The organism is Ruminococcus sp. 1001136sp1_2201st1_G3_2201SCRN_220225, from assembly GCF_040924365.1.
In the GTDB taxonomy this organism is placed as follows: Bacteria; Bacillota; Clostridia; order Lachnospirales; family Lachnospiraceae; genus Blautia_A; species Blautia_A faecis.
Window position 1 is genome coordinate 14,607 of record NZ_JBCOME010000028.1, and the last position, 25,709, is coordinate 40,315.

The following is a 25,709-nucleotide window of genomic DNA, read 5'->3' on the forward strand; positions in this document are numbered from 1 at the left end:
CCTGTGAGGAAATTTAGATAATTATGTGAGAAATATGTGATTATTTTGTGTTGGAAGTGTGTCCCAAAATAAAATACATTCCGCAAAGTGGGACGTGCAGATTGCGGGAATGTTTTTTCAGACAAACTCTTCGCGATGAAGACAATTCCATAACTGCCCGTATTTTGAAAGTGATTGAGACAGAACCTATGTTATCTTAATATTAACATATATCCTACGCCAGCGGCTCCTTTGCCGGCAAGCCAGCCTTTCTTGGGTACTTCTTAGCGGTCGGTTTCATCTTCTTGATCACAACGAAAGAACGATCCATATCCGTGTCCACAAGGGGAAATTTCACTACATTCTGGACTTTGCCGCCGAGGATTTTTACGGCATTTTCAGCCTGGGAAAGTTCCTCGTCTATCTTGCCGGATTTGTAGGAAATAAAGCTGCCACCTTCTTTTACAAAGGGGATACAATACTCGGAAAGGGTGCTTAAATTGGCTACTGCACGGGAGACACAGAAGTCGTATTTTTCTCTGTGTTCCTTCTGTTTCGCGTAGTCTTCGGCTCTTCCGTGAAGCGCTGTTACGTCTTTTAAACCAAGCATTTCGATTACTTCATTAAGGAAATTCACCCTTTTATTCAAAGAATCCAGAAGGGTAATTTTAAGCTCCGGAAAAGCAATTTTCAGCGGGATTCCAGGGAAACCAGCGCCGGTTCCGATGTCGATCACGGACTTTCCCGGCAGCTTTTTCTGGTCAAAACTTCCTACTTTTACGATAGATAAACTGTCAAGAAAATGCTTTAAAATTACCTCGTTGTACTCGGTAATTGCAGTTAAATTCATTACCTTATTTTTCTCTACAAGGTACTCATAATAAGTGATAAACTGCTTCTTCTGCTCCTGGGACAGAGCAATTCCAAGCTCTTCTAGTCCTTTCTCAAAGAGTGTTAAATCGTATTCCATATATGTCTCCTTATACCTCAAACTACTTACTTTCCAGTTGCTTAATACACAGCGTTTTTGCAAGTAATATTTCTTAGCAGGTCATTTCAGGTGCGTTTTTAACGAAGGTGAAATCCGCTAGAGCGTGTTTGAAAAAGGCTTTCTGCAAGATGTACGTCACAATTTGTGGGAGATTTCACCCGGATGAGGGCGCTGCAGCGGGCTACGGCAACCGAATTCGGATGAAATATACCGCAAAGTGGGGCGTGCAGATTGCGGGAACGATTTTTCAAACAGGCTCTGGCATATGATTATTACTTGCGTAAGCGCAAAAATGCGCCTTTATTAACGATTTTTCCCATACTGCTCCATATAAACCAGCAGCACCGAAATATCCGCCGGTGAAACGCCGGAAATTCTGGATGCCTGTCCAATGGAAACAGGTCTGTAAAGTTCCAGTTTCTGCCGTGCCTCAATACGCAGGCTCTTTACTTTCTCATAGTCCAGATCCTCCGGGATCTTCTTGGCTTCCAGCTTCTTAAACTGCTCTACCTGCTTCATCTGGCGACGGATATAGCCGTCGTATTTAATATTAATGTTTACCTGCTCCTGCACATCCCAGGCAAGTTCAGGGCGGTTCTTATCAATAGGAGCCACATCTGCATAAGAAAGCTCCGGTCTGCGAATCAGCTCTGCAAGACTGATTCCTGACTTAAGTGGTGTGCTTCCTTTGCTTTCCAGAAGGCTCTGAACTGCCTCTGTCATACCCACATTTGTATTCTCCACACGCTGGATTTCTTCCGCTATCAAGCGTTCTTTTTCTACTACTTTTGCATAGGTTTCGTCATCTACAAGACCTACCTCCCAGCCCTTTTTACGAAGTCTCAGATCCGCATTATCCTGGCGAAGAAGGAGACGGTACTCAGCACGGCTGGTCATCATACGGTATGGCTCATGGTTCTCTTTTGTAACAAGATCATCAATGAGAACACCGATATAAGCCTCAGAACGATCCAGGATCAGCTGCTCTTTTCCCAGCACTTCCATGGCTGCATTGATACCAGCGATCAGTCCCTGGGCTGCTGCCTCCTCGTAACCTGAACTTCCGTTAAACTGCCCGCCACTGAAAAGACCTTTAATTTTCTTAAACTCCAGCGTTGGATAAAGCTGTCTTGGGTTAATGCAATCGTACTCAATAGCATAAGCATTCTTCACAATTTTTGCATGCTCAAGGCCTGATACGCTGTGGTACATTTCCTCCTGCACATCTTCCGGCAAAGAGCTGGACATACCGCCAATGTACATCTCATTTGTGTACATTCCCTCTGGCTCAATGAACACCTGATGTCTTTTTTTATCTGCAAAACGAACTACTTTATCCTCAATAGACGGGCAATAACGTGGACCAGTTCCCTCGATCATACCAGAATACAACGGGGAACGATCCAGATTGGCACGGATAATATCATGGGTAGTCTCATTGGTATAAGTCAGCCAGCAGGATTTCTGCTCGATCTGCACATCCTCCGGATCTGTGGAAAAAGAAAATGGCACTACTCTCTCATCCCCAAACTGCTCTTCCATCTTGCTGTAGTCGATGGTATTTCCTGCAATTCGGGCAGGTGTTCCAGTCTTGAAACGGAACATTTCAATTCCCAGTTCTTTCAGAGAATCAGTCAGATAATTGGCTGCCTGCAGTCCATTTGGACCTGTATAATTGCTTACATCACCGTAAATACAGCGTGCTTTCAGATAAGTTCCAGTACACAAAACTACCGCCTTACAATGGTAGACAGCGCCGGAATACGTCTTCACACCTGTGATCTTGCCATCCTCTACCAGAAGCTTGGTAACCTCTCCCTGGCGGATGGTCAGGTTCTCCTGATTCTCCAACGTCTTTCTCATTTCATTACTGTAAGCCTGCTTATCAGCCTGAGCACGAAGGGAATGCACTGCCGGACCCTTGGAACAGTTCAGCATTTTAGACTGAATAAAAGTCTTGTCAATATTTTTTCCCATCTCTCCACCAAGAGCATCCAACTCGCGGACCAGATGTCCCTTTGAACTACCGCCTACATTTGGGTTACAAGGCATCAGCGCAATACTCTCTGCACTTACCGTAAACATGATCGTACTCACTCCCAGTCTCGCCCCAGCCAACGCTGCCTCACAGCCAGCGTGTCCAGCACCGACCACTACTATGTCATAATTCTCCTCTAAATGTTTCATTTTTATCTCCTCTATAACACACTCATTCATATATTATCCTAACCAGTGCACAGCGATTCGGCAACTGATATTCCTAAGCAGGTCATTTCAGGAGCGTTGCGACGACCTGCGTGGAATATCATTTGCCAAATCGCGTCCCTCTGCCACTACTTACCCATACAAAACTTACTAAATATCTCATTCACCAGATCTTCCCCAACTTCCTCTCCTGTGATCTTTCCAAGGCTTCCATAAGCAGCCATCAGATCAATGGAAAAGAAGTCTTCCGGCATGCCATCCTCGATGCTCTGTTTTACCATTGCAAGGCTGTCTGCTGCCTCTTCCAGTGCCTCTTTGTGACGGGCATTTGTAATATAAACCTCATCGTTAAAAGAGATTTTCCCACTGAAAAACATACTCTTAATGGTATCCGCCAGCTGGGCAATTCCAGTCTCCTCTTTCGCAGAAATCGGAATGAGAGGATGGTTGATTTTCTCCTTTAATGCCTCCATACTCACAGCCGAAGCAAGATCTGTTTTATTGTACAGTACAATTGCTTTTCTGTCTTTCAGCATTTCAATGATTTCTTCATCATTTTCATCAAGCGTTGTAGAGCTGTCTACTACGTATAACACCAGATCTGCACCCTTTGCAACCTCCCGTGCCCTGGAAACACCGATTTTCTCCACCACATCCTCTGTCTCGCGGATACCTGCCGTATCCACAATTTTCAGCGTAATTCCATGAAGAGTAATATACTCCTCCAGAATATCTCTTGTAGTACCCTCAATATCCGTTACAATGGCCTTATTTTCCCCTACAAGAAGGTTTAACAGGGAGGACTTACCTGCATTTGGCTTACCCACGATAACCGTCTCAATTCCTTCCCGGATGATCTTGCCATCTGCGGAAGTTTTCAACAGCTCTTCGATGGATTTCTGCTCTTTTTCCACGATTCCATGTAATTTCTGTGGATATCCCTCAAGGCTGATATGCTCCGGATCATCCAGAGCAGACTCGATAAAAGCAATCTCGTAGATCAGGTCGCTTCGAATCTCCTTGATGGTCTTTTGTACAGAACCTTTCAGCTGACTCATGGAGCTTTTCAACGCATATTCATTCTTCGCCTGGATCACATCCATAACTGCCTCTGCCTGGGAAAGATCCAGTCTGCCGTTCAGGAAAGCTCTCTTGGTAAACTCTCCGGGTCCGGCAATCTTGGCGCCGTTTTTCAAAACCGTTTCCAGAACCCGGTTCATGGCATAGACACCGCCGTGACAGTCAATCTCCACGGTATCTTCTCCTGTGAATGTTTTGGGGGCGCGCATAACCATGACCAGAACTTCATCCACCGCTTCTTCTCCATCATAAATATAACCATAATGAATGGTGTGGGTGGGCACTTCTTTAATTTTCTTTTTCCCGCCCTTGGAACGGTAAATGCGGGATATAACGTCCATGGCTTCCGGGCCGCTGATTCGGATGATTCCGATTCCCGAAGCACTCACAGCAGTAGATATCGCTGCAATCGTTGTATTCATGTGATTTCCTCCATGTAAATTACAATCCAAATTATAAACTTAACACATCTTTTGACACTCATATCATTTTATTATACAAAAAAAGTTACTCCAGGGAAAGATATTAAAACAAAAGCATAACGCTTCAGTTCTTCCATCTTTCACCTGGAATAACCTCTTATTCATTCTGCAAATCTTTTATAACACATTCAGATGTTTTATGCAAGATTTACCATCTTTTTAATTTTACAACCACATGACGATACGGCTCTTCGCCCTCGCTAACAGTCTCTACATACTTATTGCCCTGAAGCGCTGAGTGAATGATTCTTCTCTCATATGGGTTCATCGGCTCAAGTACAACTGGCTTTCTGGTCTTCTTAACCTTGTAGGCAATTCCTCTTGCAAGATTCTCCAGAGTCTCTTTACGACGTCTGCGGTAATCTTCTGTATCGAGCTTTACTCTGATATAATTTGCTTTGCCCTTATTTACAACAAGGCTTGTAAGATACTGAAGGGAATCAAGGGTCTGTCCTCTCTTACCGATGAGAATTCCCATATCCTCTCCTTCAAAAGCAACTTCCAGACAACCGTCATTTGTGTTGTATTTGGAAGTGATCTCCACTTCACCAAGATTCATAGATGCAAATACGTCGCGAAGGAAAACAATTGCTCTCTCTTCCACTTCTTTGATCTCTGCCGGATCTGTGATGATCTCAACAGGTTTGGACTGTTTCGGCTTCTCTTCTCTTGGCTCTTTCGGCATTTTTTCTTTTGCCGGTTTTTCTTTTACAGGACGCTCCTTGAAGGTTTTTTCCTTCGGCTGACGCGGCTGTTTTTCTTTTGTTTCCTTAAAAGGCTTCGGCTCTTTTGCTTCTTTTACAGCTGCTTTCTCCGGTTCACTCTTTGGAGCCGGTTTTTCAGCTTTTACAAAAGTTTTGGCAGGCTTTCTGGTCTGCTCTTCTTTGATCGCATCAACTTTCACAGTATCAACGATTTCCTGTATCTCATCCTCTTCAGAAACTGTATAGATCTTGCGTGCTTTTATGATTGCCGGTTTGCTTCCAATGCCAAAAAATCCGGAACTACCTTCAGAAACCACTTCAATTTCCAGCTGATCACTGGAAACACCTAATTCGATGCACGCCTTGGTGATTGCTTCATTTTTCGTTTTTGCTGAAAACTGGATAAACTCCTCCATCTATGAAACCCTCCGTTCCCGACAACAATTACTTCTTCTTGTTTCTCTCGTCAAAATCCCTGACCATATTTGCTTTTGCTGTAATACTTCCAGGTTTTGCATTTCTTGCATTCTGGTAGGATTCCTCTACTTTTCTGGCTCTCTCTTCTGCGTTTGTGTTACTGGAACCTTTATCAATCTTGGTATTGATATTCTTAGTAGACTGGTTTGCCTGATTGGTGATCTTCTGCGGCGGAAGTCCTTCCTTCGTACGCTGTTTCTCCATCTTCTTCATGTTCTCGTTTACCAGATCATTGATATCCATCTTATCAAGATGACGATTGATAAACCACTGCTGAACACTTCTTACAACCGCACTTGCAATCCAGTAAATACCAAGACCTACCGGGAATGTGAAACAGAATACTGCTGACATAAGCGGCATAACCGTATTCATAGTCTTCATGGAAGCCTGCATCGTATCAACAGCTCCTTCAGCAGATGAAGTAGCCTGTGGCATAAGCTTATAGTTCAGTACCTGAGTCGCCCATGCAAGAATAGGAATCAGAAGTGCAGCGATTGCCAGTGCAATAGATGCTCCCTCAAAAGCAGCCTTAATGTAGTTCAGAGGCTGATCTGCAATGTTTAATCCACAGAAATTCTGCATTTTGGAAATTTCTGCAGACGTGGTGTTAATGGTATCTGCAAATCCCTTAAACTGATCCATTGATGCAAGATCTTTCCACTGAGATGGAGATAATGCATAAAGGAAATCGATGACAGAATTACTGGTCGCTTTTCCGTTATCCAGCGCCAGCTGTACACGAGTCATCTTATTGTCTGTGATAAAGCTCTGGATCAGGTCTGTGTAGCCACTTACGCTTGTGATCTGATCAACAAGGCCTGTGAAAACATTCTTTACACTGCCAACATAACCAGGAATTTTGTAAATAACCTGCCATAATGCCATCAGGACAGGAAACTGGATCAACAGCTGCACACAGCTGCCGGTAGGTGAAACACCGTATTTCTGATATACAAGCTGAGTTTCTTCCTGCATTTTCTGCACGGACGCCTGGTCTTTTTTATCTTTGTATTTCTTCTGTATCTTCTGAAGCTCAGGCTGCATAACAGAGCTTAACTTAGAAAACTTCTGCTGTTTAACCTGCAATGGTGTCATCAGTGCATAAATAATAATACTGAAGATAATGATACAAAGACCCAGGTTCTGAATACCCACCAGATCAAGAACTCTGTAAATCCCGTCCATGATCCAGCCCATAATAGAAGCAACCTGTCCAATAATCGGGACACTGCTCTTCGTTAATAAAATCATATCCAAGTTTGTTTCCTCCTAGGCTTTTTCGGTGTAACTATTCAATTGTCAAAGTTTGAGTTTTTGTGCTGAAAATCAGTTTAAAGTGTCATTTATTGTACACCATCTGTTTCAGTACAGTTTATGGCACAGGATCGTATCCTCCATGTGAAAAAGGATTGCAGCGCAAAATTCTCCACACTGCAAGAAGCCCGCCCTTTAACGCACCATATTTTTGAATTGCTTCTAAACCATATTGAGAACATGTGGGAATATAAGGACATTTTGTTCTCTTCATCGGCGATATATATTTCTGATAGAGACGAATCATATGAATCATGATATTCCTTGGACTAAATCTGCTCATGATAATTTCTCCTGCAAATCTGTTTCAATATTGCCGCTCCTTTACCGAACCAACAATACTGCCCAAATACCGTTTAATCTTCCACATGAAGCTCAGCCTCACGGCGGATCTTCATTCTGCCTGCAAGGTGCATAAGCGCACTCTCAATCTCCTGATAGGACTTGTCCTTTGCATTTGGTCTTGCGACCACTACAATGTCCAGTCCCTGACGGAAGGATCTTTCATTCAGGCGGTAGCTCTCTCGTATCAGTCTGGTGACTCTGTGGCGTACCACACTATTCCCAACTTTTTTACTTACAGATATTCCCAGACGATTCTCCATGTGCCTGTCATGGTTCTCAAGCACATACATCACCAGATACCGATTTGCCTGTGATGTTCCTTTTCGGTATACCCTTTGGAATTCGTTATTTTTCTTTAAGGAGTCTGAGTATTCCATCTGATTCTCCTTTATATGATATTGAAATAATTATTTCTGTATAGAAGAAAAGACCACAGTAACTGCGGTCTTAACGGTCTTAAGCAGATAACTGCTTTCTTCCTTTTAATCTTCTGGCAGCTAATACTTTACGTCCGCCTTTTGTGCTCATACGAGCTCTGAAGCCATGGACTTTCGCTCTAGATCTTTTTTTCGGCTGAAATGTCATTTTCATAGGTAAAGCACCTCCTTTATCTATATGGAATTTAAAATTATTAACCTAATCAGAACATCATTTCAATTATATTCATAAATGGCATTCTCGTCAAGTAAAAATTCTTGCTTTCCTGGAATTTTTTATATCCACAAAGTTTTCCACACTGTGCATAACCTGTCATTTTGAAAAGGTTTACGTAACATTATCCACATTTTGTGGATAACTTGTGGATAACCTGGGGATTATCAGCAAAAATATCCACTTTTGACTGTTGATTTTAACGCATATGTCACAAAAAACAGTATATTTCGAGGGGATTCGACAGTGGATAGAGTTATACACATAATTTTTCATTATTGAAACCCGCAAAACCATGTTATGGTAACCAGAATAGTTATCAACCTTTTTATCCACATTTATCCACACACAAAATGTTGATAACTTTCCAGTTTATTCACAAGATATCCCCCATTTTTTTCCTGGAATTTTTTTATTATCCACTGCAATTTTTTCAAATTGTGGATGTTTTGTGGACAATTCTGCACTTTTCCCCAGTTGTTTTTCCTATTTTCACGTCCAGTACAACATTTTCCCACCCACATCCCCATCCTTTTACGACAATCCACAGCAGTTCTGATTTTTTCTCAGGATGTGCATACTTTTCCACATAAATTTCCTATATAAATAAGATTTTGTCGTTGCGAAAAGACAGGATTTATTATAATATATATAAGGATATTTATGTCCGTTTATCAAAATACCAGTAAAATTCCGGTATATTTAGCCTGCCACACCCTAATTTCCTGTTTCCAGCTGGTATTTTGATAAACGGACATGTCGCCGACGGACGGCATCATTTAATATAAGAAACAATCAGATGTGTACGGGAGGAAAAAATGAGCACAGTAATAGAAAAATGGGATGAAATCCTGGGAATTGTGAAAAAGGAGCACGATCTTTCCGATGTTCGATTCGACACATGGCTGAAACCCCTGAAGGTTTATGATGTCAGTGGAAATGTAGTTACCATCGTCGCTTCCGACCAGGTGCGATTAAGCTACATTAATAAGAATTACAAACTGCCTCTGCAGGTTACCATAAGCGAAGTTACCGGAATGACCGACTGCGAAGTGAAATTTATCCTTCCAGAAGACGTCCCGGCGAAGAAATCCATTTCCGACGCTGCACCTGATCAGGACAACCGTTTTAAGGCCAGATGTGAAGAAGCAAATCTGAACCCCAAATATACATTCAATACTTTTATCGTGGGCAGCAACAACAAACTGGCTCAGGCTGCAGCCCTGGCAGTAGCGGAATCTCCGGGAAATACGTACAATCCGCTGTTTATCTATGGTGGTGCAGGACTTGGCAAGACCCATCTTATGCATTCCATCGCCCACTTTATTATTGAAAATGATGATAACAGTAAGGTTCTCTATGTTACAAGTGAAGAATTTACCAATGAGCTGATCGAGACCATCCGTAATGGAAATAACACCGCCATGAGTAAATTCCGCGAGAAATACCGTAACATTGATGTCCTTCTCATTGATGATATTCAGTTTATTATAGGAAAGGAATCCACGCAGGAGGAATTTTTCCACACCTTCAACAGCCTTTACAGTGCAAACAAACAGATTATCATATCTTCCGATAAACCGCCGAAGGATATGGAAATTCTGGATGAGCGTTTCCGTTCCAGATTCGAATGGGGACTGATCGTGGATATTACTCTGCCGGATTACGAGACCAGGATGGCCATTCTTCATAAAAAAGAAGACATGGACGGCTACAATGTAAGCGAAGATGTTATCAAATATATTGCAAATAATATCAAATCCAACATCCGTGAGCTGGAAGGTGCCTTCAATAAGGTAGTTGCTTATGCAAAACTGGAGAAAAAAGAGGTTACCCTTGAACTTGCCGAGCAGGCTCTGAAGGATATCGTCGCACCGAATGAAAATAAACAGATTACTGCAGACTACATTATTTCTATGGTAGCAGAGCATTTTAATGTAAGTACTGCCGATCTTTGTGGAAATAAAAGAAGTTCCAAGATCGTGATGCCAAGACAGGTGGCAATGTATCTTTGCCGTGAAATTCTGGCGATCCCGCTGAAAAATGTAGGACAGTATCTTGGAAATCGCGACCACACTACCGTTATGCACGGAGTAGAAAAGATCGAAAAGGAGCTCCAGAACAACGAACAGCTCCAGAACACCATCGATACATTAAAGAAAAAAATTAATCCACAAACTTAACACATTTTTTCCACATTTCATGTGTATAAGATGTTGACATTATGTGTATTAATGTGAATAACTTTTGGCGACAAAATCGCTTATGTGGTTTTACACAGGTTATTCACACTCTAAACCAATGCTTTTACACGAAGTTATCCATACCCGAAACCCTTTTATTCACTGGGCGGAAGTGAGTTTTTCACATATTCACACCCCCTACGGCGGATACGGCGGATATCTTCTTAAATATATTTAATGAAAAACCCATTTTCTCCAGAAAGGAAGTTATACACATTATGAAAATCATTTGCTCCAAAAGTAACTTGTTGAAGAGCGTCAGCATTTCCTTAAAAGCTGTACCATCCAAAACAACTATGCCAATTCTGGAATGTATTCTGATTGATGCAACAACAAATCAGATCAAATTTACTACTAATGACATGGAACTTGGAATCGAAACCATTGTCGAAGGTACTATAGAAGAAAAAGGAATGGTTGCCCTGAATGCGAAAATCTTTTACGAGATCATCAGAAGACTTCCAGACAACGATGTTACCATTAAAACTGATGAAAAATTCGCTGCAACTATCACCTGTGAGAAAGCAAAATTTAATATTCCTGGAAAATCAGGAGAAGATTTCGCATATCTTCCTATGATTGAAAGAGATGAACCATTAACTATCTCTCAATATACATTAAAGAATATGATTTATCAGACAATATTCTCAATTGCAGTCAACGATAACAACAAATTAATGACTGGTGAGCTGTTTGAAATTAAGAATAATTGTCTGAAAATTGTCTCCCTGGATGGACACCGTATTGCAATCCGCAAAATGCCTTTGAAGAAAGACTATTCAGACCGCAAGGTTGTGGTTCCAGGTAAGACTCTTAACGAGATCAGTAAGATTTTATCCGGAGAAATGGATGACGTAGTCAGCATTTTCTTTACCAATAATCATATTTTATTTGAATTTGACCAGACTATGGTAGTTTCCCGTCTGATCGAAGGGGAATATTTCCGTATTGACCAGATGCTTTCCAGCGATTATGAGACCAAACTTTCCATTAACAAAAAAGAATTTCTGGATTGTATCGACCGTGCTACACTTCTTGTAAGAGAAGGAGATAAGAAACCGATCATTATCCACATTACAGATGGCAGCATGGAGCTGAAGATTGATTCTGCAATGGGTTCCATGAACGAGGATATTGATATTGAGAAAGAGGGAAAAGATATTCTGATCGGATTTAATCCCAAGTTCCTGATCGATGCACTGAAGGTTATTGATGATGAGACCATCGACATTTACCTGGTAAACCCGAAAGCACCTTGCTTTATCAGAGATGAGGAAGAAACTTACACGTATCTGATTCTTCCGGTTAACATAAATCAGAACCAGGCAAGATAATGACACTTGCCACAGAGAGAAACGTAACAGACAATTGGAAGAGTATGGAAGTGAACACGGACTGCCAATAATGGCTGGAGACAGTCTGGAAAACGAATTGCAGTCGTGATGCCAGAAGAGTGGAGGCAGAAAATTGGAAATCAGAATCAGAGATGAATTTATCAAACTTGGCCAGGCACTGAAACTTGCTGAACTTGTATCAGACGGTGTTGAGGCAAAATATGTGATCAACGACGGACTTGTAAAAGTAAATGGCGAAGTAGATACCAGAAGAGGCCGCAAGGTTTATGGCGGTGACGTTATTTCCTATAATGGCCAGGATGTGAAGGTTCTGTCCGGAAACGAGTAAAATGGCTTATATTGAATCCATAAAATTAAGCAATTTCAGAAATTACGAATCGCTGGAACTTTCTTTTGACAAAGGAACTAATATTTTTTATGGGGATAATGCACAGGGAAAAACCAATATCCTGGAGTCTGTGTATCTGTGCGGAACCAGCAAATCCCATAAAGGAAGCAAAGACCGGGAGATTATCCGCTTTGAACAGGATGAAGCCCATATCCGCATGATGGTGGGAAAAGATTCCATGTCTTATAAGATTGACATGCACCTTCGGAAAAATAAGGCCAAGGGCGTGGCAATCAACGGGCTTCCCATAAAGAAGGCGAGAGAGCTTCTTGGTGTGGTGAATCTGGTTTTCTTTTCTCCGGAGGATCTGAATATTATCAAAAACGGTCCGGGAGAGCGACGAAGATTCATGGACGCGGAGCTTTGTCAGCTGGATAAACTATACCTCACAGATCTTGCCGGATACAATCATGTTCTGAACCAGAGAAATAAGCTGCTGAAGGATATGTATAAGCAGCCGGATCTTGGAGCGACTCTGGATGTATGGGATATGCAGCTGGTAAATTATGGCCGTAAGATCATTGGCAAAAGAAGAGAATTTGTGGAGTCCCTTAATGAGATCATTAAGGAAATTCACAGAAATCTTACCGGCGGTATTGAGAATATACAAGTGATATATGAACCAAGCGTGGAGAGTGAGGCTTTGGAAGAGAGCCTTTTCCGCAACAGAGACCGGGATCTTCGGATGAAAATGACTTCGTCCGGTCCTCACAGGGATGACCTGATGGTGGCTGTAAACGGAATTGACATCCGCAAATATGGTTCGCAGGGGCAGCAGAGAACAGCAGCTCTTTCCCTGAAACTTTCGGAGATTTATCTGGTGGAGAAGATCATTCATGATAAACCGGTTCTGCTTCTGGACGATGTCCTTTCGGAGCTGGATAGCAGCCGTCAGAATTATCTTCTTGAGAGTATTCATGATATTCAGACCATGATCACCTGTACTGGTCTGGATGATTTTGTCAGTCATCAGTTTACGATCAATAAAGTGTTTCATGTTGTGGCGGGGCATGTGTATCAGCCGATGGGATGTCCTGCAGATAAATAAGCTTGCGAAGTAGTATGCGATATGCTAAACTGGCATTAACTATGGAAAGTTGGTGAAAAATTTGGACAAAGAGGAATTTCGGGTTAAACTTGAAGAGATTAACCATTTAGTAGAACAGAAGGACTATAAGGGAGCCATGAATGTTGTAGACAGCATTGACTGGCGCCGTGTGAAAAATGTTCGTACCCTTTGTGTGGTTGGTGAAATCTATGCTGCCAATAAACGCTATGAGGACAGCAAGGAAATTTTCCTGCTGGCTTATCACAGAGCCTCCATTGGTAAGAACATTCTTTATCGTCTTGTAGAAGTTTCCCTGAAGCTGGGACAGGTTTCCGAGGCAGTGGAATTTTATCAGGAGTACAGGGAAGTTGCGCCAAATGATAATACGCAGTACATCCTGAAATACAAGATCCTGAAAGTAAAAAAGGCTCCTCTTGCAGAGCAAATCAAGGTTCTGGAGGATTATAAGGAGAAAGAATTTACCGAAAAATGGTCTTACGAGCTTGCCAAACTGTACTATCAGGATGGTGACAAAGAGAAATGTCTGGAGCTTTGCAACGAGATCATTCTCTGGTTCAACGAGGGTAACTACGTGATGAAGGCTATGGACCTGAAACAGCGTATGGGTGCTCTTACCGGCGAGGAGAAAGAGCGGTATGAACAGCAGTTTGTACCGAAGCTTCTGAAACCTGAGGAAGCAGATACCATTAAGGAAGAAGAGAAAGCACCGGAAGCTGAGAACCAGGGAAGTGAATCTATTGAAAGTATTCAGATCAAGAATGAGGATCTGGATGGCGTAGAGAGTCTTCAGGATAAAATTTCCAAAGGACTTCGTGACATTTTTGGAAGCCGTAAGATGGATGAAATGGAAGACAGCATTGTTTCCACTGAGCAGACGAAAGAGGTTCAGGAAGAAATGCTTCGTGATCCGGCTTCTGAGAAAGAATATGAAAGTGTACCGGAGCTGGAGCCTGAAACTGGCAAGGTGAAAGTGGAGAATACCAAGGAGACTGTTGCTGAAGAATCTGTGAATACAGCAGATGAGACTGCAGAGAAATCAGCGGAAGCAGTTTCAGAAGAAAATACAGAAGGTTTAGAGAATGCAGATCGTTCAGAGTCTGCAGAAGAGAAGAACGCATTTTCCACAGAAACAGAAACACCTGTTGAGAACCTGAAAATGCCTACACTGAATATTCCGGATTCTATGAAGAATATGGTACCGGAAGAGATTGAGGTTCCCAAGGCACCTGTACAGAATAACCTTTTCAGTGATGAGGCTGATGCTGCGGAGAAAATGAAAGACGAGAAACCTGCATTTGATTTTTCAAATTTCAATCTGGAGGATACGATTCTTGCTGCTGCTTCTGCACAGGGAATTGAGATTCCGGATGAGAAGGTAGATGAAGAGAAAGTTCAGGAAGAAAATAAAGAAATTGTAGAAGTCGCCAAAGAAATATCTACACAACCTCAGAAAGCTGTAAAAGAAGAAAAAGTAGAGAAGATTCCGGAAGAAGAGGAAGTTATCACTGAGGACGAGGAAGAAATCGAGCCAGAACCAGAACAGAAAAAGCCGGTTGTAGAACTTGAGGAAGAGGAATTCCTTTCCGAAGAGGATCTTCAGGCTGCTGAGGATGAGTTTATGAATGGTCCGGCAGGACATAAGGAGAAAGAAGAGCCTTCTGATGATTCCATGTCTGAGGATGAATTTATTGCCAAGCTTCTCAGAGAGAGCATTGGAGAAGAAGAGGATGAGGATATGCCTCCAGCTGCTGATGATGTGGTTGAAACTGAAGATGCAGAGGAAGAACCGGAAGATTCTGAGGACGAAAACTTTGATTTTGACGAGGATGAAGAGGAAGAAGAGTCTTCTGAATCTCTTTCCGAGGAAGAAGAACTGGAACAGTTTATTGATTCTATTCAGCCAAAGGATAAGAGAAATCCATCTGACATTGTGCCAAGAGAGAAATCACTTACCGATGATGAGAAGAAGCTGTTTACATATTTTGTAAAGGTTCCGGGAATGCGGGAACAGCTGATCAGTGCACTTTGCGATGTGCAGATGGCAGCGGCTGATAAGACCTCCAAGACTGGAAACGTGATCGTCATGGGTGGGAAAGAAACTGGTAAGACAAGACTGATCGCAAGTCTGATTCCGGCAATCTGTAAAGAGCTGAATCTGCCGGCTTCCAAGGTGGCTTATGTGTTTGCCGACCAGCTGAATGAGATGGATATTACGAAAGTGATTGGTAAACTTAGCGGTGGTTTCCTTGTCATTGAGAATGCTAATCAACTGACACAGGAAACAGTGGATATTCTGGATAAGGCTATGGAGTTCCGCACAGACGGACTTACTGTGATTATTGAGGATGAGAAGATCGGAATGCGTAAGCTGATTGCAAGATTCCCGAAATTTGCCAAGAAGTTTACATCCATGATCAACATTCCGGTATTTACCAATGATGAACTTGTAAACTTTGCAAGAGTTTACACCAAGGAAAATGGTTACAAGATCGACCAGATGGGAATGCTTGCATTGTATAATCTGATCGGTGTGAACCAGAAAGAAGACCAGCCTATGAACATTGGCGCAGTTAAGGAAATGCTTGACGCAGCAATGGCGAAATCCCAGGGCGGACTTCTGAAGTTTAATAAGAAAAAGAGAGTAGACCGTGATGGATTTACGGTTCTTTATGAGAAAGATTTTGCAAAATAAGTAATAGGGGAATTGCAGACAGCTGCCCAGATTGTGTGATTTTCAGATAATGATTAAATAATTTAAAAGAAAGAGGAAATTAATATGACCAGACCTTATTTAGGAAATCCGAAATATACCATTGAAGTTCTTCAAAAGTATAATTTTGCTTTCCAGAAAAGGTTTGGTCAGAATTTTCTTATCGATACCCATGTTCTGGAAAAAATAATCGAGGCTTCCAAGATCACCAAGGATGATTTTGTTCTGGAAATCGGACCGGGTATTGGAACCATGACCCAGTATCTGGCTGAGGCAGCCAGAGAAGTGGTGGCTGTAGAGATTGATAAGACATTGATCCCGATTCTGGAAAATGATACTTTGAAAGACTGGGATAATGTGACTGTGATCAACGAGGATATCCTGAAAGTTGATATTGCGGCGCTGGCACAGGAGAAAAATGGGGGCAAGCCTATCAAGGTGGTTGCCAATCTGCCTTATTATATTACCACACCAATCATCATGGGACTTTTTGAAAACCATGTTCCCATTTCTTCCATCACCATTATGGTACAGAAGGAAGTGGCAGACAGAATGCAGGTTGGTCCTGGAACAAAGGATTACGGTGCTTTGTCTCTGGCTGTTCAGTATTATGCCAGACCGCAGATCATTGCGAATGTTCCGCCGAACTGTTTTATGCCAAGACCGAAGGTGGGAAGTGCTGTTATCCAGCTTGTGAGATATGAAGAGCCGCCAGTGCAGGTGGACAATGAGAAGCTGATGTTCAGGCTGATTCGGGCATCTTTTAATCAGAGAAGAAAAACATTGGTAAATGGACTGAAGAACTCCCAGGAGCTTGATTTTTCAAAAGAGGAAATTGAGAAAGCTATGGCAGAGACCGGAATTCCGGTAAATGTGAGAGGCGAAGCGCTTACTTTAGCAGAATTTGCTGATCTTGCAAACGCATTTAATAAATTGAGATAGATATCAAGAACGGGGCGTAAGCCCCGTTCTTGATATCTTCGGATTGCTTCGCAGCGTTGCGGCTCCCGTGATCCTTCACATGTTCGGAAATGATTTACTGCATAAATCTTATACAATAAAAATCACCCGGTGGCTAGACGGGTGATTTTTATTTTGTCTCAAATATATTTTTTAAAAGGAAGGAGAGTCAATCACTTTTGGGTGACTGACATATGAAAAAGAAATTTTATAAAAATAATGTTGGCTGTTATTATTTTTATGATGTTAGTATATCGGGAAAGTTTGAAAGAATCGTGTTTATCTTATGAAAAATTAGTGAACGAATTTGAAAAGATTTGTAACTTCCTGGAAAAATGGGCTGTTTTTGGAGATTAGTTATAAAAAGATTATAAAGTTTTTAGATACATTTTACAAATAAAAGGAAAAGGTGTAGTATAATGGGCTGGAATCTGGAGGAAGATTTATTTCCGGTATTGATTAAATTTCAGAAGAAAATTACTTGATATGAGGAAATCAGATCATAAATATGACCAGATTCCAGCAGTGTGTGAACAGAATATTAACTATTGCTGGTCAGACCATGAACAGCAATAGTTAATTGTTACTGGAGAGATTTGAACAGATGACATTTAATCGTTACTGGGCAAGTCTTGAACAGCAACATTCAATCAGGAGGTAATTATCATGATAAAAATGAAAAAATCAGCAGCACTTATCCTTGCAGGAGTTCTTGCATGTTCCATGCCGATGCCGGTTATGGCATCCAGTGATACAGAAGTAGTAGAAAGTCTTCTGGACAGTGGAATTGATTTTCTTGCTTCTGACCCTGGAAAAGCAGTAGACATTATTATGTATGCCAAGGATCTTGTAGACCAGCAGAACATCACAGATGACCAGGTACGAAGTGCTGTAACTCAGGCAGCAGACCATTTTGGGGTATCTCTTTCTGATTCAGAGGTAGATTCTCTTGTTTCTGTAGTACGCAAGGTTCTGGATGCAAAAATTGACGAAGATGCTCTTAGAAGCGATGTAAATTCTGTATACAGTAAGCTGCAGGATATGGGTGTTACAAAGGATGATGCCAAAGGTCTTGTGTCGAAGTTAATCGAATTTGTAAAAGGATTATTCGAATGAGAAACGTAAAATGTGCAAAATGTATAACTTTACCAAATTAAAGTAAAGATGCAAATGTGGTAAATTTATAAAAAAAGAGGAAAATGAAAGAAGAAATTGTGCAAATAAAACAAATGTTCATTATTCGTTAACAATTTGCATGTATTTTGTTCATAAGTATCTGATACTATATAATCAGTTCGAAAGAACATACACAGAAGACGTTGTAATGACACCATTACACATAAAATTTTTTCATAATAATCGCCCCGGCAGCTACTGCCGGGGCACTCCTCGTTTTAGAGCGTATTTGAAAAAGGTTTTTTGCAAGATGTGCGTCACAATTTTTGGGAAAATTTGTCTGAATATGCCGCTCTTTAAACGCCAGATATTACACTCTGACGCTTAAAGAGCGGTGTTTTTTCGAATGTACATTCCAAAATTTATTTGCAACGAATAAGCGGTGTGCTATAATGAAGCAAAAACAGGGGCAAAGGAGTCTAGGTCATGGCAGAGACAATGAAGGATTACGAAGCAGAACTTGAAGCTTCTTTTAAGAAAATTGAAGAAGGCGACATTCTCACAGGAACAGTTGTGAGTGTAGATGATAAAGAAATTATTGTAGATTTAAAATATTATGCAGAAGGTATTATCCCGGTAGAAGATTACAGTAGAGAGCCGGGCTTTAACGTTAAAGAAGAAGTACACCCTGGAGATGAAGTTTCCGCCACAGTCGTAAGAAAAGACGATGGAAATGGTAACATCCTTTTATCCAAAGTTGAGGCTACTGACGTCCTGGCTTGGGACAAATTAAAAGAGCTGAAAGCCTCCGGAGAGGTTCTTGATGTAGTGGTAAAAGATGTAGTAAACGGCGGTGCAGTTGCTTATGTAGAAGGTGTGCGCGGCTTTATCCCGGCCTCCAAGCTGGCCTTGAATTACGTAGAAGACACCAACGAATATCTGAACAGACACATCCAGGTTCAGGTAATCGATGTCAATAAAGAGGACAAAAAACTGATTCTTTCTGCGAAAGAAATTTTAAGGGAAAAAGCAGAAGAGGAAAGAAAGAATAAAATTTCCAATATCCAGCCAGGCTTTGTAACAGAAGGAACTGTAGAGAGCCTTCAGCCATACGGCGCATTTGTAGATCTTGGAAACGGCGTATCCGGACTGGTACATATTTCCCAGATTTGCGAAAAGAGAATCCGTAAACCATCAGAAGTTCTTGCAGTTGGAGATAAGGTGAAAGTAAAAGTAACTGCAGTGAAAGATGGAAAACTGAGCCTGAGTATCAAAGAAGCAACTGATATGATGGCAAAAGAAGTGGAAGAAGAGAAAATAGAAATCCCACAGTCCGGAGAAGAGGCAACCACATCTCTGGGAGCTTTATTTGCAAATATTAAACTGAATTAATATAAAGTGCAGATTTGGACGATTAAGACAATCGCCCAAAATGAAAATCTTCTGTAGAGCGTGTTTGAGAAGTAGACCCGAAATAAAAACTCTGTTTACAGATGAAAAGTGTGCAGAGGTCAGCTGAATTTTGGAAGGAAGAATGTGAATGAAGAATCAGAAAGTATTTGTAATGGGACATAAGAATCCGGATACGGATTCTATTTGTTCGGCAATTGCTTACGCAGATATCAAAAACAGAACCACCCAGACCAAGCGTTATATTCCAAGACGCGCCGGTCAGATCAATGAAGAGACCCAGTATGTACTGAATCGTTTTGGCGTACAGCCACCGGCTTATCTGGGAAATATCGGAACGCAGGTAAAAGATATGGATATCCGTCCAAAACCGGATGCAGACCGTACCATGTCCCTGAAAAATGCCTGGGATATGATGCAGAATAAAGGCATTGTGACCCTTCCCATCTGTAACAGCGAGGATGAGCTGGAGGGAATTGTAACAATCGGCGATATTGCTGATGTTTACATGGATACCAAGGACAGCTATCTTCTTTCAAATGCCAGAACTCAGTATAACAAGATCAGGGATACTCTTGACGGTGAAATCGTAGAAGGAAACGGTCACGGCTATTTTACCAAAGGGAAAATCCTTATTGGAACTGCTGATCCGGAGGTGATGAAGAACTATATCGAAGAAAATGATATGGTTATTCTTGGAAACCGTGAGGAAGATCAGTTAAAGGCAATAGAACTGAATGTAAGCTGCATTATTGTAGGAATGAGTATTCAGGTAAGTGAGAAGGTAATAAAGAAAGCTCAGGAGAGACAGATCATCATTATCTCTTCTCCATATGATACCTACACAATTGCCCGCATGATCAACCAGAGTATTCCGGTAAACTATGTGATGAAAAAAGATAATCTGGTAACTTTTAATACTGAAGATTTCACAGATGATATTCAGGATGTTATGATCAAGCACCGCCATCGTGCATTCCCTGTTATCAATAAGCGGGGAAAATGTGTGGGAACCATTTCCAGACGAAATTTCCTTGACATGCACAAGAAACAGGTAATTCTGGTAGATCATAATGAGAAAGACCAGGCTGTTGATAATATTGAGAAAGCAGAGATTCTGGAGATCATTGACCATCATAAGCTTGGTTCTCTGGAAACTATGAAGCCGATTAATTTCCGAAATGAGCCAGTTGGATGTACTGCGACAATCCTTTACCGGATTTATGACGAGCAGCGACTGGAGATTCCGCCTAAGATCGCAGGACTTCTCTGTGCAGCCATTATTTCCGATACCTTAATGTTCCGTTCCCCAACCTGCACCCAGCAGGACAAGATCGCAGCAAGTGCGCTTGCACTGATCGCGGACATTAAGATTGAAGATTTCGCAAGAGAAATGTTCAAGGCTGGAAGCAATCTGAAGGATAAAGCACCTGAAGAAATTTTCTATCAGGATTACAAGAAATTTATTGCAGAAGGAAATGTGGCTTTTGGTGTTGGACAGATCAGTTCCATGGACGAGGAAGAGCTTCAGGAGATCAAAGTCCGCCTGAAACCATTTATGGTAAGCGAGTGCGGGCGCCATGGAATTACCCGTGTTTACTTTATGTTAACCAATATTATGGACGAGTCTTCAGATGTAATTTATTACGGTGAGGGCAGCGAGGAAATGGGAAAAATCGCATTCCAGCAGGAACCGGAGGATAAGTGCTTCCACCTGAAAGGAGTGGTTTCCCGTAAGAAACAGATGATCCCGGCTATGATGGAAGCTGCGCAGATCATGGCAAATGACTTTAACTGATAATAAAGATTTTCCCGGCAAAGAGGCTGTTAAAAGATACTGCTCACAAAGTGAAAAGTAACGCAGAAGGTTCTTTGCACGGGAAATTTTCACATAAAAGAGGAGCAAAAATATGGCAAAACAGACCTGGAAACCAGGCAATATGCTTTACCCGCTTCCTGCTGTGATGGTCAGCGTTACAGATGGCGAGGGTAATGATAATATAATAACAGTAGCGTGGGCTGGCACCGTGTGTACCAACCCGCCAATGGTAAGCATCTCCGTTCGTCCCACCAGATTTTCTTACGATATGATCTGCAAGACAAAGGAATTTGTTCTGAACCTTACCACAGAAGAGCTTGCATACGCCACCGATTATTGTGGCGTGCGGTCCGGCAGAGAGGTTGATAAATTTCAGGAGCTTCATCTTACCAAAGAAAAGGCGGATCAAGTGAAGGCACCAATGATCGGTGAAGCTCCTGTAAATATTGAATGTAAAGTTAAGAAAATTGAGAAGCTTGGTTCTCATCACATGTTCCTTGCGGAAGTAGTTGCAGTGCATGCGGACGAAGCCTATATGGATAAAAATAATAAATTTCAGCTGAATCAGTCAAAACTGATGGTATATTCCCATGGAGAATATCTGGGACTTGGAAAGAAACTGGGCACCTTTGGATATAGCGTAAAAAAAGGAAAAAAGCATAATCAGAAACTTAAAAATCACCCATTAAAAAACCGAACTCAGTAACAATTTTTTAACGAACTCAGTAACAATTTTTTAATGTGATTGCAATAATGGCTCTTATGTGTTATTATTTAAAGGAGTATCGAATGAAAATGAATAATATAACATTAATTGGAATGCCCGGTGCAGGTAAAAGCACACTGGGCGTTGTTCTTGCGAAAATACTTGGATATGAATTTTTAGATTCAGACCTTTTAATACAAAAAGAAGAAAAAAGACGTCTTTATCAGATCATTGATGAAGAAGGAGAAGATGGTTTCAAGGCCATTGAGAATCGCGTAAATGCGTCGATTGATACAGAGAATACTGTAATTGCTACTGGGGGAAGTGTGGTATATTGCAGTGAAGCCATGGAACACTTGAAATCAATTGGGAAGGTAGTTTACCTCAGCCTTTCTCTGGAGTCTCTTGAGAAACGGCTTGGAAATCTTAAGAAGCGGGGAGTTCTTCTGAAAGAAGGACAGACCTTGAAGAGTTTATATGAGGAGCGAGTTCCCTTATACGAGAAATATGCAGACATTGTGGTAGATGAAGAAGGGAAAGATTTGGAAGCAAGTCTGCAGGCACTTTTGGAAACACTACAGACAGGGGTTATTAAGTAACTGTAGATCGTTACTATTCGCGGAATGAGTTACGATGAACGAAGTGAACAGTAACTGTGAATCAGAGGAGGGCTGTCAGGTTATTGGAGAGAAATTGACAATAGCCTTTTTGGCTCGCGGAGTAAGAATAATAGAGGTGTATTATGGAACAGTATGTGATTAAAGGTGGAAATCCGCTTGTTGGTGAAGTAGAGATAGCAGGTGCAAAGAATGCAGCGCTGGCTATTTTATCAGCAGCCATTATGACGGATGAGACAATTCTCATCGAGAATCTGCCTGACGTCAGAGACATCAACGTTTTACTGGAGGCAATAGCTGGCATCGGAGCACAGGTTGACAGAATCAATAAATCAACTGTTAAGATCAATGGTTCTACCATTGGTGATGTAAGTGTAGATTATGAGTACATTAAGAAGATCCGTGCATCTTACTATCTTCTTGGTGCATTACTTGGTAAATATAAAAGAGCGGAAGTTCCTCTTCCAGGTGGCTGCAATATCGGAAGCCGTCCGATCGATCAGCATCTGAAAGGATTCAGAGCCCTTGGTGCGAAAGTTGATATTCTTCATGGAGCCATTGTTGCGGAAGCATCAAATCTCCATGGAAGCCATATTTTCCTGGATGTAGTATCTGTAGGAGCGACCATCAATATTATGATGGCAGCATCTCTTGCACCAGGACGTACGATTATTGAAAATGCTGCCAGAGAGCCACACGTAGTAGATGTTGCCAACTTCCTGAACAGCATGGGAGCCAATATCAAAGGTGCTGGTACAGATGTGATCCGTATCAAGGGTGTTGAGAAGCTTCACCGCACAGAGTATTCTATCATTCCGGACCAGATCGAGGCAGGAACCTTTATGTTCGCTGCAGCAGCTACCGGTGGTGATGTCACAGTTAAGAATGTAATTCCAAAGCATCTCGAAGCTACTACAGCCAAGCTTGAGGAAATCGGATGTGAAGTTCAGGAGTTTGATGATGCCGTACGTGTACGTGCAGTGGGCAGACTTCATCGCACTCATGTGAAGACTCTTCCATATCCGGGATATCCGACTGATATGCAGCCGCAGATTGCGGTTACCCTGGCACTTGCAGAGGGAACCAGTATTGTAACTGAGAGTATTTTTGAGAATCGCTTCAAATATGCAGATGAGCTTTCCAGAATGGGAGCATGTATCAAGGTTGAAGGCAATTCCGCAATTATCGATGGCGTGAATAAGCTCACTGGTGCAAGGGTAAGTGCACCGGATCTTCGTGCAGGGGCAGCTCTTGTTATTGCAGGACTGGCAGCAGAGGGAATCACCATTGTGGACGATATTGTTTACATCCAGCGTGGCTATGAGAACTTCGAAGAGAAGCTTCGCAGCCTTGGCGCAGAGATCGAGAGAGTTTCCAGTGAGAAGGATATCCAGAAATTCCGCCTGCGTGTAGGGTGAATTGTTAATTTCAGATCGCAGCCTGACCGCCTTGATCTGTTAAGCATCAGACTTAATCTGGTGAAAAAATAGTCATAAGACATTAAATGTCTATTGACAATTATAAGCAATCAGTATATTGTATTGCTTGCAACAGGAAAACTGAAGAATAGCCTTTTATTCAGAGTGGTGGAGATACATAGGATCTATGAAGCCACGGCAACCCCTCGAAAGAGAGGAAGGTGCCAACCTGAGCGAGTGATCGAACAATAAGAGGATTGTTTATATAAAAAGTCATTTATAAGACAGTCCGCTTGTCCGGGCTGTTCTTTTTTTTCGCGGAAAACATACAACGCAGCGCAGATAGATATTAGCTGTTTTGGAAATTTTCGCTCCATTGAAGAAAGGGAAAAACAAAAGAATGGAAAACAAAGAAAAAATCTTATTTACTTCTGAATCTGTAACCGAAGGTCATCCGGATAAAATCTGTGATGCTATTTCTGATGCCATCCTGGATGCTTTGATCGCACAGGATCCGATGAGCCGTGTAGCTTGCGAGACTGCAACTACAACAGGTCTTGTTCTGGTTATGGGTGAGATCACTTCCAAGGCAAATATCGATATCCAGTCAATCGTAAGAGAGACAATCCGCGAGATTGGTTATACTCGTGGAAAATTCGGATTTGATGCTGATACATGTGCAGTAATCACAGCACTTGATAAACAGTCTGCTGATATTGCAATGGGTGTTGATAAAGCACTTGAGCAGAAAGAGAATCAGATGGATGAGGACGAGCTTGACTCTATTGGAGCTGGTGACCAGGGAATCCAGTTTGGTTATGCTTCCAACGAGACAGAAGAATACATGCCATACGCAATCAACATGGCACACAAACTTTCCCGTCAGCTGACAAAAGTCCGTAAAGATGGCACTCTGAAATATTTAAGACCAGATGGAAAAACTCAGGTAACAGTTGAGTATGATGAGAATGGCAAACCAAGCCGTATTGATGCAGTTGTTTGCTCTACTCAGCATGACCCGGATGTTACACAGGAGCAGATCCATGCAGACATCAAGAAATATGTATTTGATGAGATCATCCCGGCTGAAATGGTAGATGAGGATACGAAATACTTTATCAACCCGACCGGACGTTTCGTTATCGGTGGACCAAACGGCGACAGCGGTCTTACAGGACGTAAGATCATTGTTGATACTTATGGCGGAACAGGACGTCACGGCGGCGGTGCTTTCTCCGGAAAAGACTGCACAAAGGTTGACCGTTCTGCAGCTTATGCAGCACGTTATGTTGCAAAGAACATTGTTGCAGCAGGTCTTGCTGACAAGTGCGAGATCCAGCTTTCCTATGCAATTGGTGTTGCACATCCGACTTCTATTCATGTAGAAACATTTGGCACAGGTAAAGTATCTGATGCGAAACTGGTAGAGATCATCCGTGAGAACTTTGACCTTCGTCCGGCTGGAATCATCAAAATGCTTGATCTCCGCCGCCCGATCTACAAACAGACTTCTGCATACGGACACTTCGGCCGTACAGATGTAGATCTTCCGTGGGAGCATCTGGACAAGGTTGATGATCTGAAGAAATATCTTGCGTAAAATTTGGTTAAAAGAAAATGGCTTGTATTGAAGCCTGCTTGAAAATTCCATATTAAAGTTAGAGCCT

General features: G+C 41.8%; 23 protein-coding genes, 1 pseudogene and 1 riboswitch. Of the genes and pseudogenes, 15 read left to right on the forward strand and 9 right to left on the reverse strand.

What is annotated here, in order from left to right; translation table 11 throughout:
- The first annotated feature begins 58 nt into the window (after window positions 1-58).
- Window positions 59-139 carry a DUF6783 domain-containing protein gene (locus AB5642_RS10460; RefSeq protein ID WP_368371588.1) on the forward strand — a complete coding sequence of 27 codons (81 nt, stop codon included), beginning with the start codon at window positions 59-61 and terminating at the stop codon, window positions 137-139.
- Between the two features lie 75 nt (window positions 140-214).
- Here AB5642_RS10460 and rsmG read toward each other — a convergent pair whose 3' ends face one another.
- Window positions 215-949, reverse strand: coding sequence for a 16S rRNA (guanine(527)-N(7))-methyltransferase RsmG (gene rsmG / locus AB5642_RS10465; RefSeq protein WP_173718490.1), 735 nt, complete (start codon window positions 947-949; stop codon window positions 215-217).
- Window positions 950-1,047: 98 nt separating this feature from the next.
- Window positions 1,048-1,179 carry a DUF6783 domain-containing protein gene (locus tag AB5642_RS10470; RefSeq protein ID WP_308768470.1) on the reverse strand — a complete coding sequence of 44 codons (132 nt, stop codon included), beginning with the start codon at window positions 1,177-1,179 and terminating at the stop codon, window positions 1,048-1,050.
- Between AB5642_RS10470 and AB5642_RS10475 the strand changes: the two are divergent.
- Window positions 1,138-1,239: pseudogene (locus AB5642_RS10475) on the forward strand (DUF6783 domain-containing protein); the annotation flags it as partial. The gene AB5642_RS10470 and the pseudogene AB5642_RS10475 overlap by 42 nt on opposite strands.
- A gap of 34 nt (window positions 1,240-1,273) precedes the next feature.
- On the opposite strand, the gene mnmG reads toward AB5642_RS10475, so the two are convergent.
- The 7 genes from mnmG to rpmH form a co-directional block, all read right to left on the reverse strand.
- Window positions 1,274-3,157 (reverse strand): tRNA uridine-5-carboxymethylaminomethyl(34) synthesis enzyme MnmG, encoded by a 1,884-nt coding sequence (mnmG, locus tag AB5642_RS10480; RefSeq protein ID WP_173718491.1) that lies wholly within the window; start codon window positions 3,155-3,157, stop codon window positions 1,274-1,276.
- Window positions 3,158-3,303: 146 nt separating this feature from the next.
- A complete protein-coding gene (gene mnmE, locus AB5642_RS10485) occupies window positions 3,304-4,677 on the reverse strand; it encodes a tRNA uridine-5-carboxymethylaminomethyl(34) synthesis GTPase MnmE (protein WP_173718492.1) in 1,374 nt (457 codons plus the stop codon).
- A gap of 208 nt (window positions 4,678-4,885) precedes the next feature.
- The gene (jag, locus tag AB5642_RS10490) at window positions 4,886-5,857 is read right to left on the reverse strand and encodes an RNA-binding cell elongation regulator Jag/EloR (RefSeq protein WP_173718493.1); all 972 of its coding nucleotides are present in this window, start codon (window positions 5,855-5,857) and stop codon (window positions 4,886-4,888) included.
- A 28-nt stretch (window positions 5,858-5,885) separates the two neighbouring features.
- Complete coding sequence (gene yidC / locus AB5642_RS10495; RefSeq protein WP_118580883.1) at window positions 5,886-7,172, reverse strand: membrane protein insertase YidC; 1,287 nt, start codon at window positions 7,170-7,172, stop codon at window positions 5,886-5,888.
- A gap of 121 nt (window positions 7,173-7,293) precedes the next feature.
- A complete protein-coding gene (gene yidD / locus AB5642_RS10500; protein WP_118580820.1) occupies window positions 7,294-7,518 on the reverse strand; it encodes a membrane protein insertion efficiency factor YidD in 225 nt (74 codons plus the stop codon).
- 73 nt (window positions 7,519-7,591) lie between these two features.
- Window positions 7,592-7,957, reverse strand: a complete 366-nt coding sequence (gene rnpA / locus AB5642_RS10505; protein ID WP_148463049.1) for a ribonuclease P protein component — start codon at window positions 7,955-7,957, stop codon at window positions 7,592-7,594.
- A gap of 79 nt (window positions 7,958-8,036) precedes the next feature.
- Entirely contained in the window at window positions 8,037-8,171 is a 135-nt protein-coding gene (gene rpmH / locus AB5642_RS10510; RefSeq protein WP_005423866.1) for a 50S ribosomal protein L34, read from the reverse strand.
- Window positions 8,172-9,049: 878 nt separating this feature from the next.
- On the opposite strand from rpmH, the gene dnaA reads away from it, so the two are divergent.
- The 13 genes from dnaA to metK all read left to right on the forward strand — a co-directional run bounded on the left by dnaA (window position 9,050) and on the right by metK (window position 25,642).
- A complete protein-coding gene (dnaA, locus tag AB5642_RS10515; RefSeq protein WP_173716653.1) occupies window positions 9,050-10,414 on the forward strand; it encodes a chromosomal replication initiator protein DnaA in 1,365 nt (454 codons plus the stop codon).
- 278 nt (window positions 10,415-10,692) lie between these two features.
- Complete coding sequence (gene dnaN / locus AB5642_RS10520; RefSeq protein ID WP_118580829.1) at window positions 10,693-11,808, forward strand: DNA polymerase III subunit beta; 1,116 nt, start codon at window positions 10,693-10,695, stop codon at window positions 11,806-11,808.
- Window positions 11,809-11,941: 133 nt separating this feature from the next.
- The gene (locus AB5642_RS10525) at window positions 11,942-12,157 is read left to right on the forward strand and encodes an RNA-binding S4 domain-containing protein (RefSeq protein WP_173716655.1); all 216 of its coding nucleotides are present in this window, start codon (window positions 11,942-11,944) and stop codon (window positions 12,155-12,157) included.
- Window position 12,158: 1 nt separating this feature from the next.
- On the forward strand, window positions 12,159-13,265 hold the full coding sequence (gene recF / locus AB5642_RS10530) for a DNA replication/repair protein RecF (RefSeq protein WP_173718494.1): 1,107 nt from the start codon (window positions 12,159-12,161) through the stop codon (window positions 13,263-13,265).
- Window positions 13,266-13,317: 52 nt separating this feature from the next.
- Entirely contained in the window at window positions 13,318-15,978 is a 2,661-nt protein-coding gene (locus tag AB5642_RS10535) for a lipopolysaccharide assembly protein LapB (protein ID WP_272105111.1), read from the forward strand.
- Between the two features lie 84 nt (window positions 15,979-16,062).
- Complete coding sequence (rsmA, locus tag AB5642_RS10540) at window positions 16,063-16,938, forward strand: 16S rRNA (adenine(1518)-N(6)/adenine(1519)-N(6))-dimethyltransferase RsmA (protein ID WP_173718496.1); 876 nt, start codon at window positions 16,063-16,065, stop codon at window positions 16,936-16,938.
- Between the two features lie 684 nt (window positions 16,939-17,622).
- Window positions 17,623-18,072: a DUF1002 domain-containing protein gene (locus AB5642_RS10545; protein WP_118580844.1), complete on the forward strand. Its 450-nt coding sequence runs from the start codon at window positions 17,623-17,625 to the stop codon at window positions 18,070-18,072.
- 486 nt (window positions 18,073-18,558) lie between these two features.
- The gene (locus tag AB5642_RS10550) at window positions 18,559-19,464 is read left to right on the forward strand and encodes a S1 RNA-binding domain-containing protein (RefSeq protein ID WP_173718497.1); all 906 of its coding nucleotides are present in this window, start codon (window positions 18,559-18,561) and stop codon (window positions 19,462-19,464) included.
- A gap of 148 nt (window positions 19,465-19,612) precedes the next feature.
- Window positions 19,613-21,280 (forward strand): putative manganese-dependent inorganic diphosphatase, encoded by a 1,668-nt coding sequence (locus AB5642_RS10555; protein WP_148463040.1) that lies wholly within the window; start codon window positions 19,613-19,615, stop codon window positions 21,278-21,280.
- Between the two features lie 112 nt (window positions 21,281-21,392).
- Window positions 21,393-22,007, forward strand: a complete 615-nt coding sequence (locus AB5642_RS10560) for a flavin reductase family protein (protein WP_118580850.1) — start codon at window positions 21,393-21,395, stop codon at window positions 22,005-22,007.
- 83 nt (window positions 22,008-22,090) lie between these two features.
- Window positions 22,091-22,606 (forward strand): shikimate kinase, encoded by a 516-nt coding sequence (locus tag AB5642_RS10565; RefSeq protein WP_330589405.1) that lies wholly within the window; start codon window positions 22,091-22,093, stop codon window positions 22,604-22,606.
- 143 nt (window positions 22,607-22,749) lie between these two features.
- Window positions 22,750-24,042: a UDP-N-acetylglucosamine 1-carboxyvinyltransferase gene (locus AB5642_RS10570; RefSeq protein WP_118580853.1), complete on the forward strand. Its 1,293-nt coding sequence runs from the start codon at window positions 22,750-22,752 to the stop codon at window positions 24,040-24,042.
- 153 nt (window positions 24,043-24,195) lie between these two features.
- A riboswitch (SAM riboswitch) is annotated at window positions 24,196-24,297 on the forward strand.
- Between the two features lie 145 nt (window positions 24,298-24,442).
- Window positions 24,443-25,642, forward strand: a complete 1,200-nt coding sequence (metK, locus tag AB5642_RS10575) for a methionine adenosyltransferase (RefSeq protein ID WP_195392121.1) — start codon at window positions 24,443-24,445, stop codon at window positions 25,640-25,642.
- The last annotated feature ends 67 nt before the right edge of the window (window positions 25,643-25,709 follow it).

Excerpts from the sequence above, each read along its gene's own strand:
- rsmG (WP_173718490.1), bottom strand. The coding sequence starts at position 949 with ATGGAATACGATTTAACACTCTTTGAGAAAGGACTAGAAGAGCTTGGA.
- mnmG (WP_173718491.1), bottom strand. The coding sequence starts at position 3,157 with ATGAAACATTTAGAGGAGAATTATGACATAGTAGTGGTCGGTGCTGGA.
- mnmE (WP_173718492.1), bottom strand. The coding sequence starts at position 4,677 with ATGAATACAACGATTGCAGCGATATCTACTGCTGTGAGTGCTTCGGGA.
- jag (WP_173718493.1), bottom strand. The coding sequence starts at position 5,857 with ATGGAGGAGTTTATCCAGTTTTCAGCAAAAACGAAAAATGAAGCAATC.
- yidC (WP_118580883.1), bottom strand. The coding sequence starts at position 7,172 with ATGATTTTATTAACGAAGAGCAGTGTCCCGATTATTGGACAGGTTGCT.
- yidD (WP_118580820.1), bottom strand. The coding sequence starts at position 7,518 with ATGAGCAGATTTAGTCCAAGGAATATCATGATTCATATGATTCGTCTC.
- rnpA (WP_148463049.1), bottom strand. The coding sequence starts at position 7,957 with ATGGAATACTCAGACTCCTTAAAGAAAAATAACGAATTCCAAAGGGTA.
- rpmH (WP_005423866.1), bottom strand. The coding sequence starts at position 8,171 with ATGAAAATGACATTTCAGCCGAAAAAAAGATCTAGAGCGAAAGTCCAT.
- dnaA (WP_173716653.1), top strand. The coding sequence starts at position 9,050 with ATGAGCACAGTAATAGAAAAATGGGATGAAATCCTGGGAATTGTGAAA.
- dnaN (WP_118580829.1), top strand. The coding sequence starts at position 10,693 with ATGAAAATCATTTGCTCCAAAAGTAACTTGTTGAAGAGCGTCAGCATT.
- recF (WP_173718494.1), top strand. The coding sequence starts at position 12,159 with ATGGCTTATATTGAATCCATAAAATTAAGCAATTTCAGAAATTACGAA.
- rsmA (WP_173718496.1), top strand. The coding sequence starts at position 16,063 with ATGACCAGACCTTATTTAGGAAATCCGAAATATACCATTGAAGTTCTT.
- AB5642_RS10545 (WP_118580844.1), top strand. The coding sequence starts at position 17,623 with ATGATAAAAATGAAAAAATCAGCAGCACTTATCCTTGCAGGAGTTCTT.
- AB5642_RS10550 (WP_173718497.1), top strand. The coding sequence starts at position 18,559 with ATGGCAGAGACAATGAAGGATTACGAAGCAGAACTTGAAGCTTCTTTT.
- AB5642_RS10555 (WP_148463040.1), top strand. The coding sequence starts at position 19,613 with ATGAAGAATCAGAAAGTATTTGTAATGGGACATAAGAATCCGGATACG.
- AB5642_RS10560 (WP_118580850.1), top strand. The coding sequence starts at position 21,393 with ATGGCAAAACAGACCTGGAAACCAGGCAATATGCTTTACCCGCTTCCT.
- AB5642_RS10565 (WP_330589405.1), top strand. The coding sequence starts at position 22,091 with ATGAAAATGAATAATATAACATTAATTGGAATGCCCGGTGCAGGTAAA.
- AB5642_RS10570 (WP_118580853.1), top strand. The coding sequence starts at position 22,750 with ATGGAACAGTATGTGATTAAAGGTGGAAATCCGCTTGTTGGTGAAGTA.
- metK (WP_195392121.1), top strand. The coding sequence starts at position 24,443 with ATGGAAAACAAAGAAAAAATCTTATTTACTTCTGAATCTGTAACCGAA.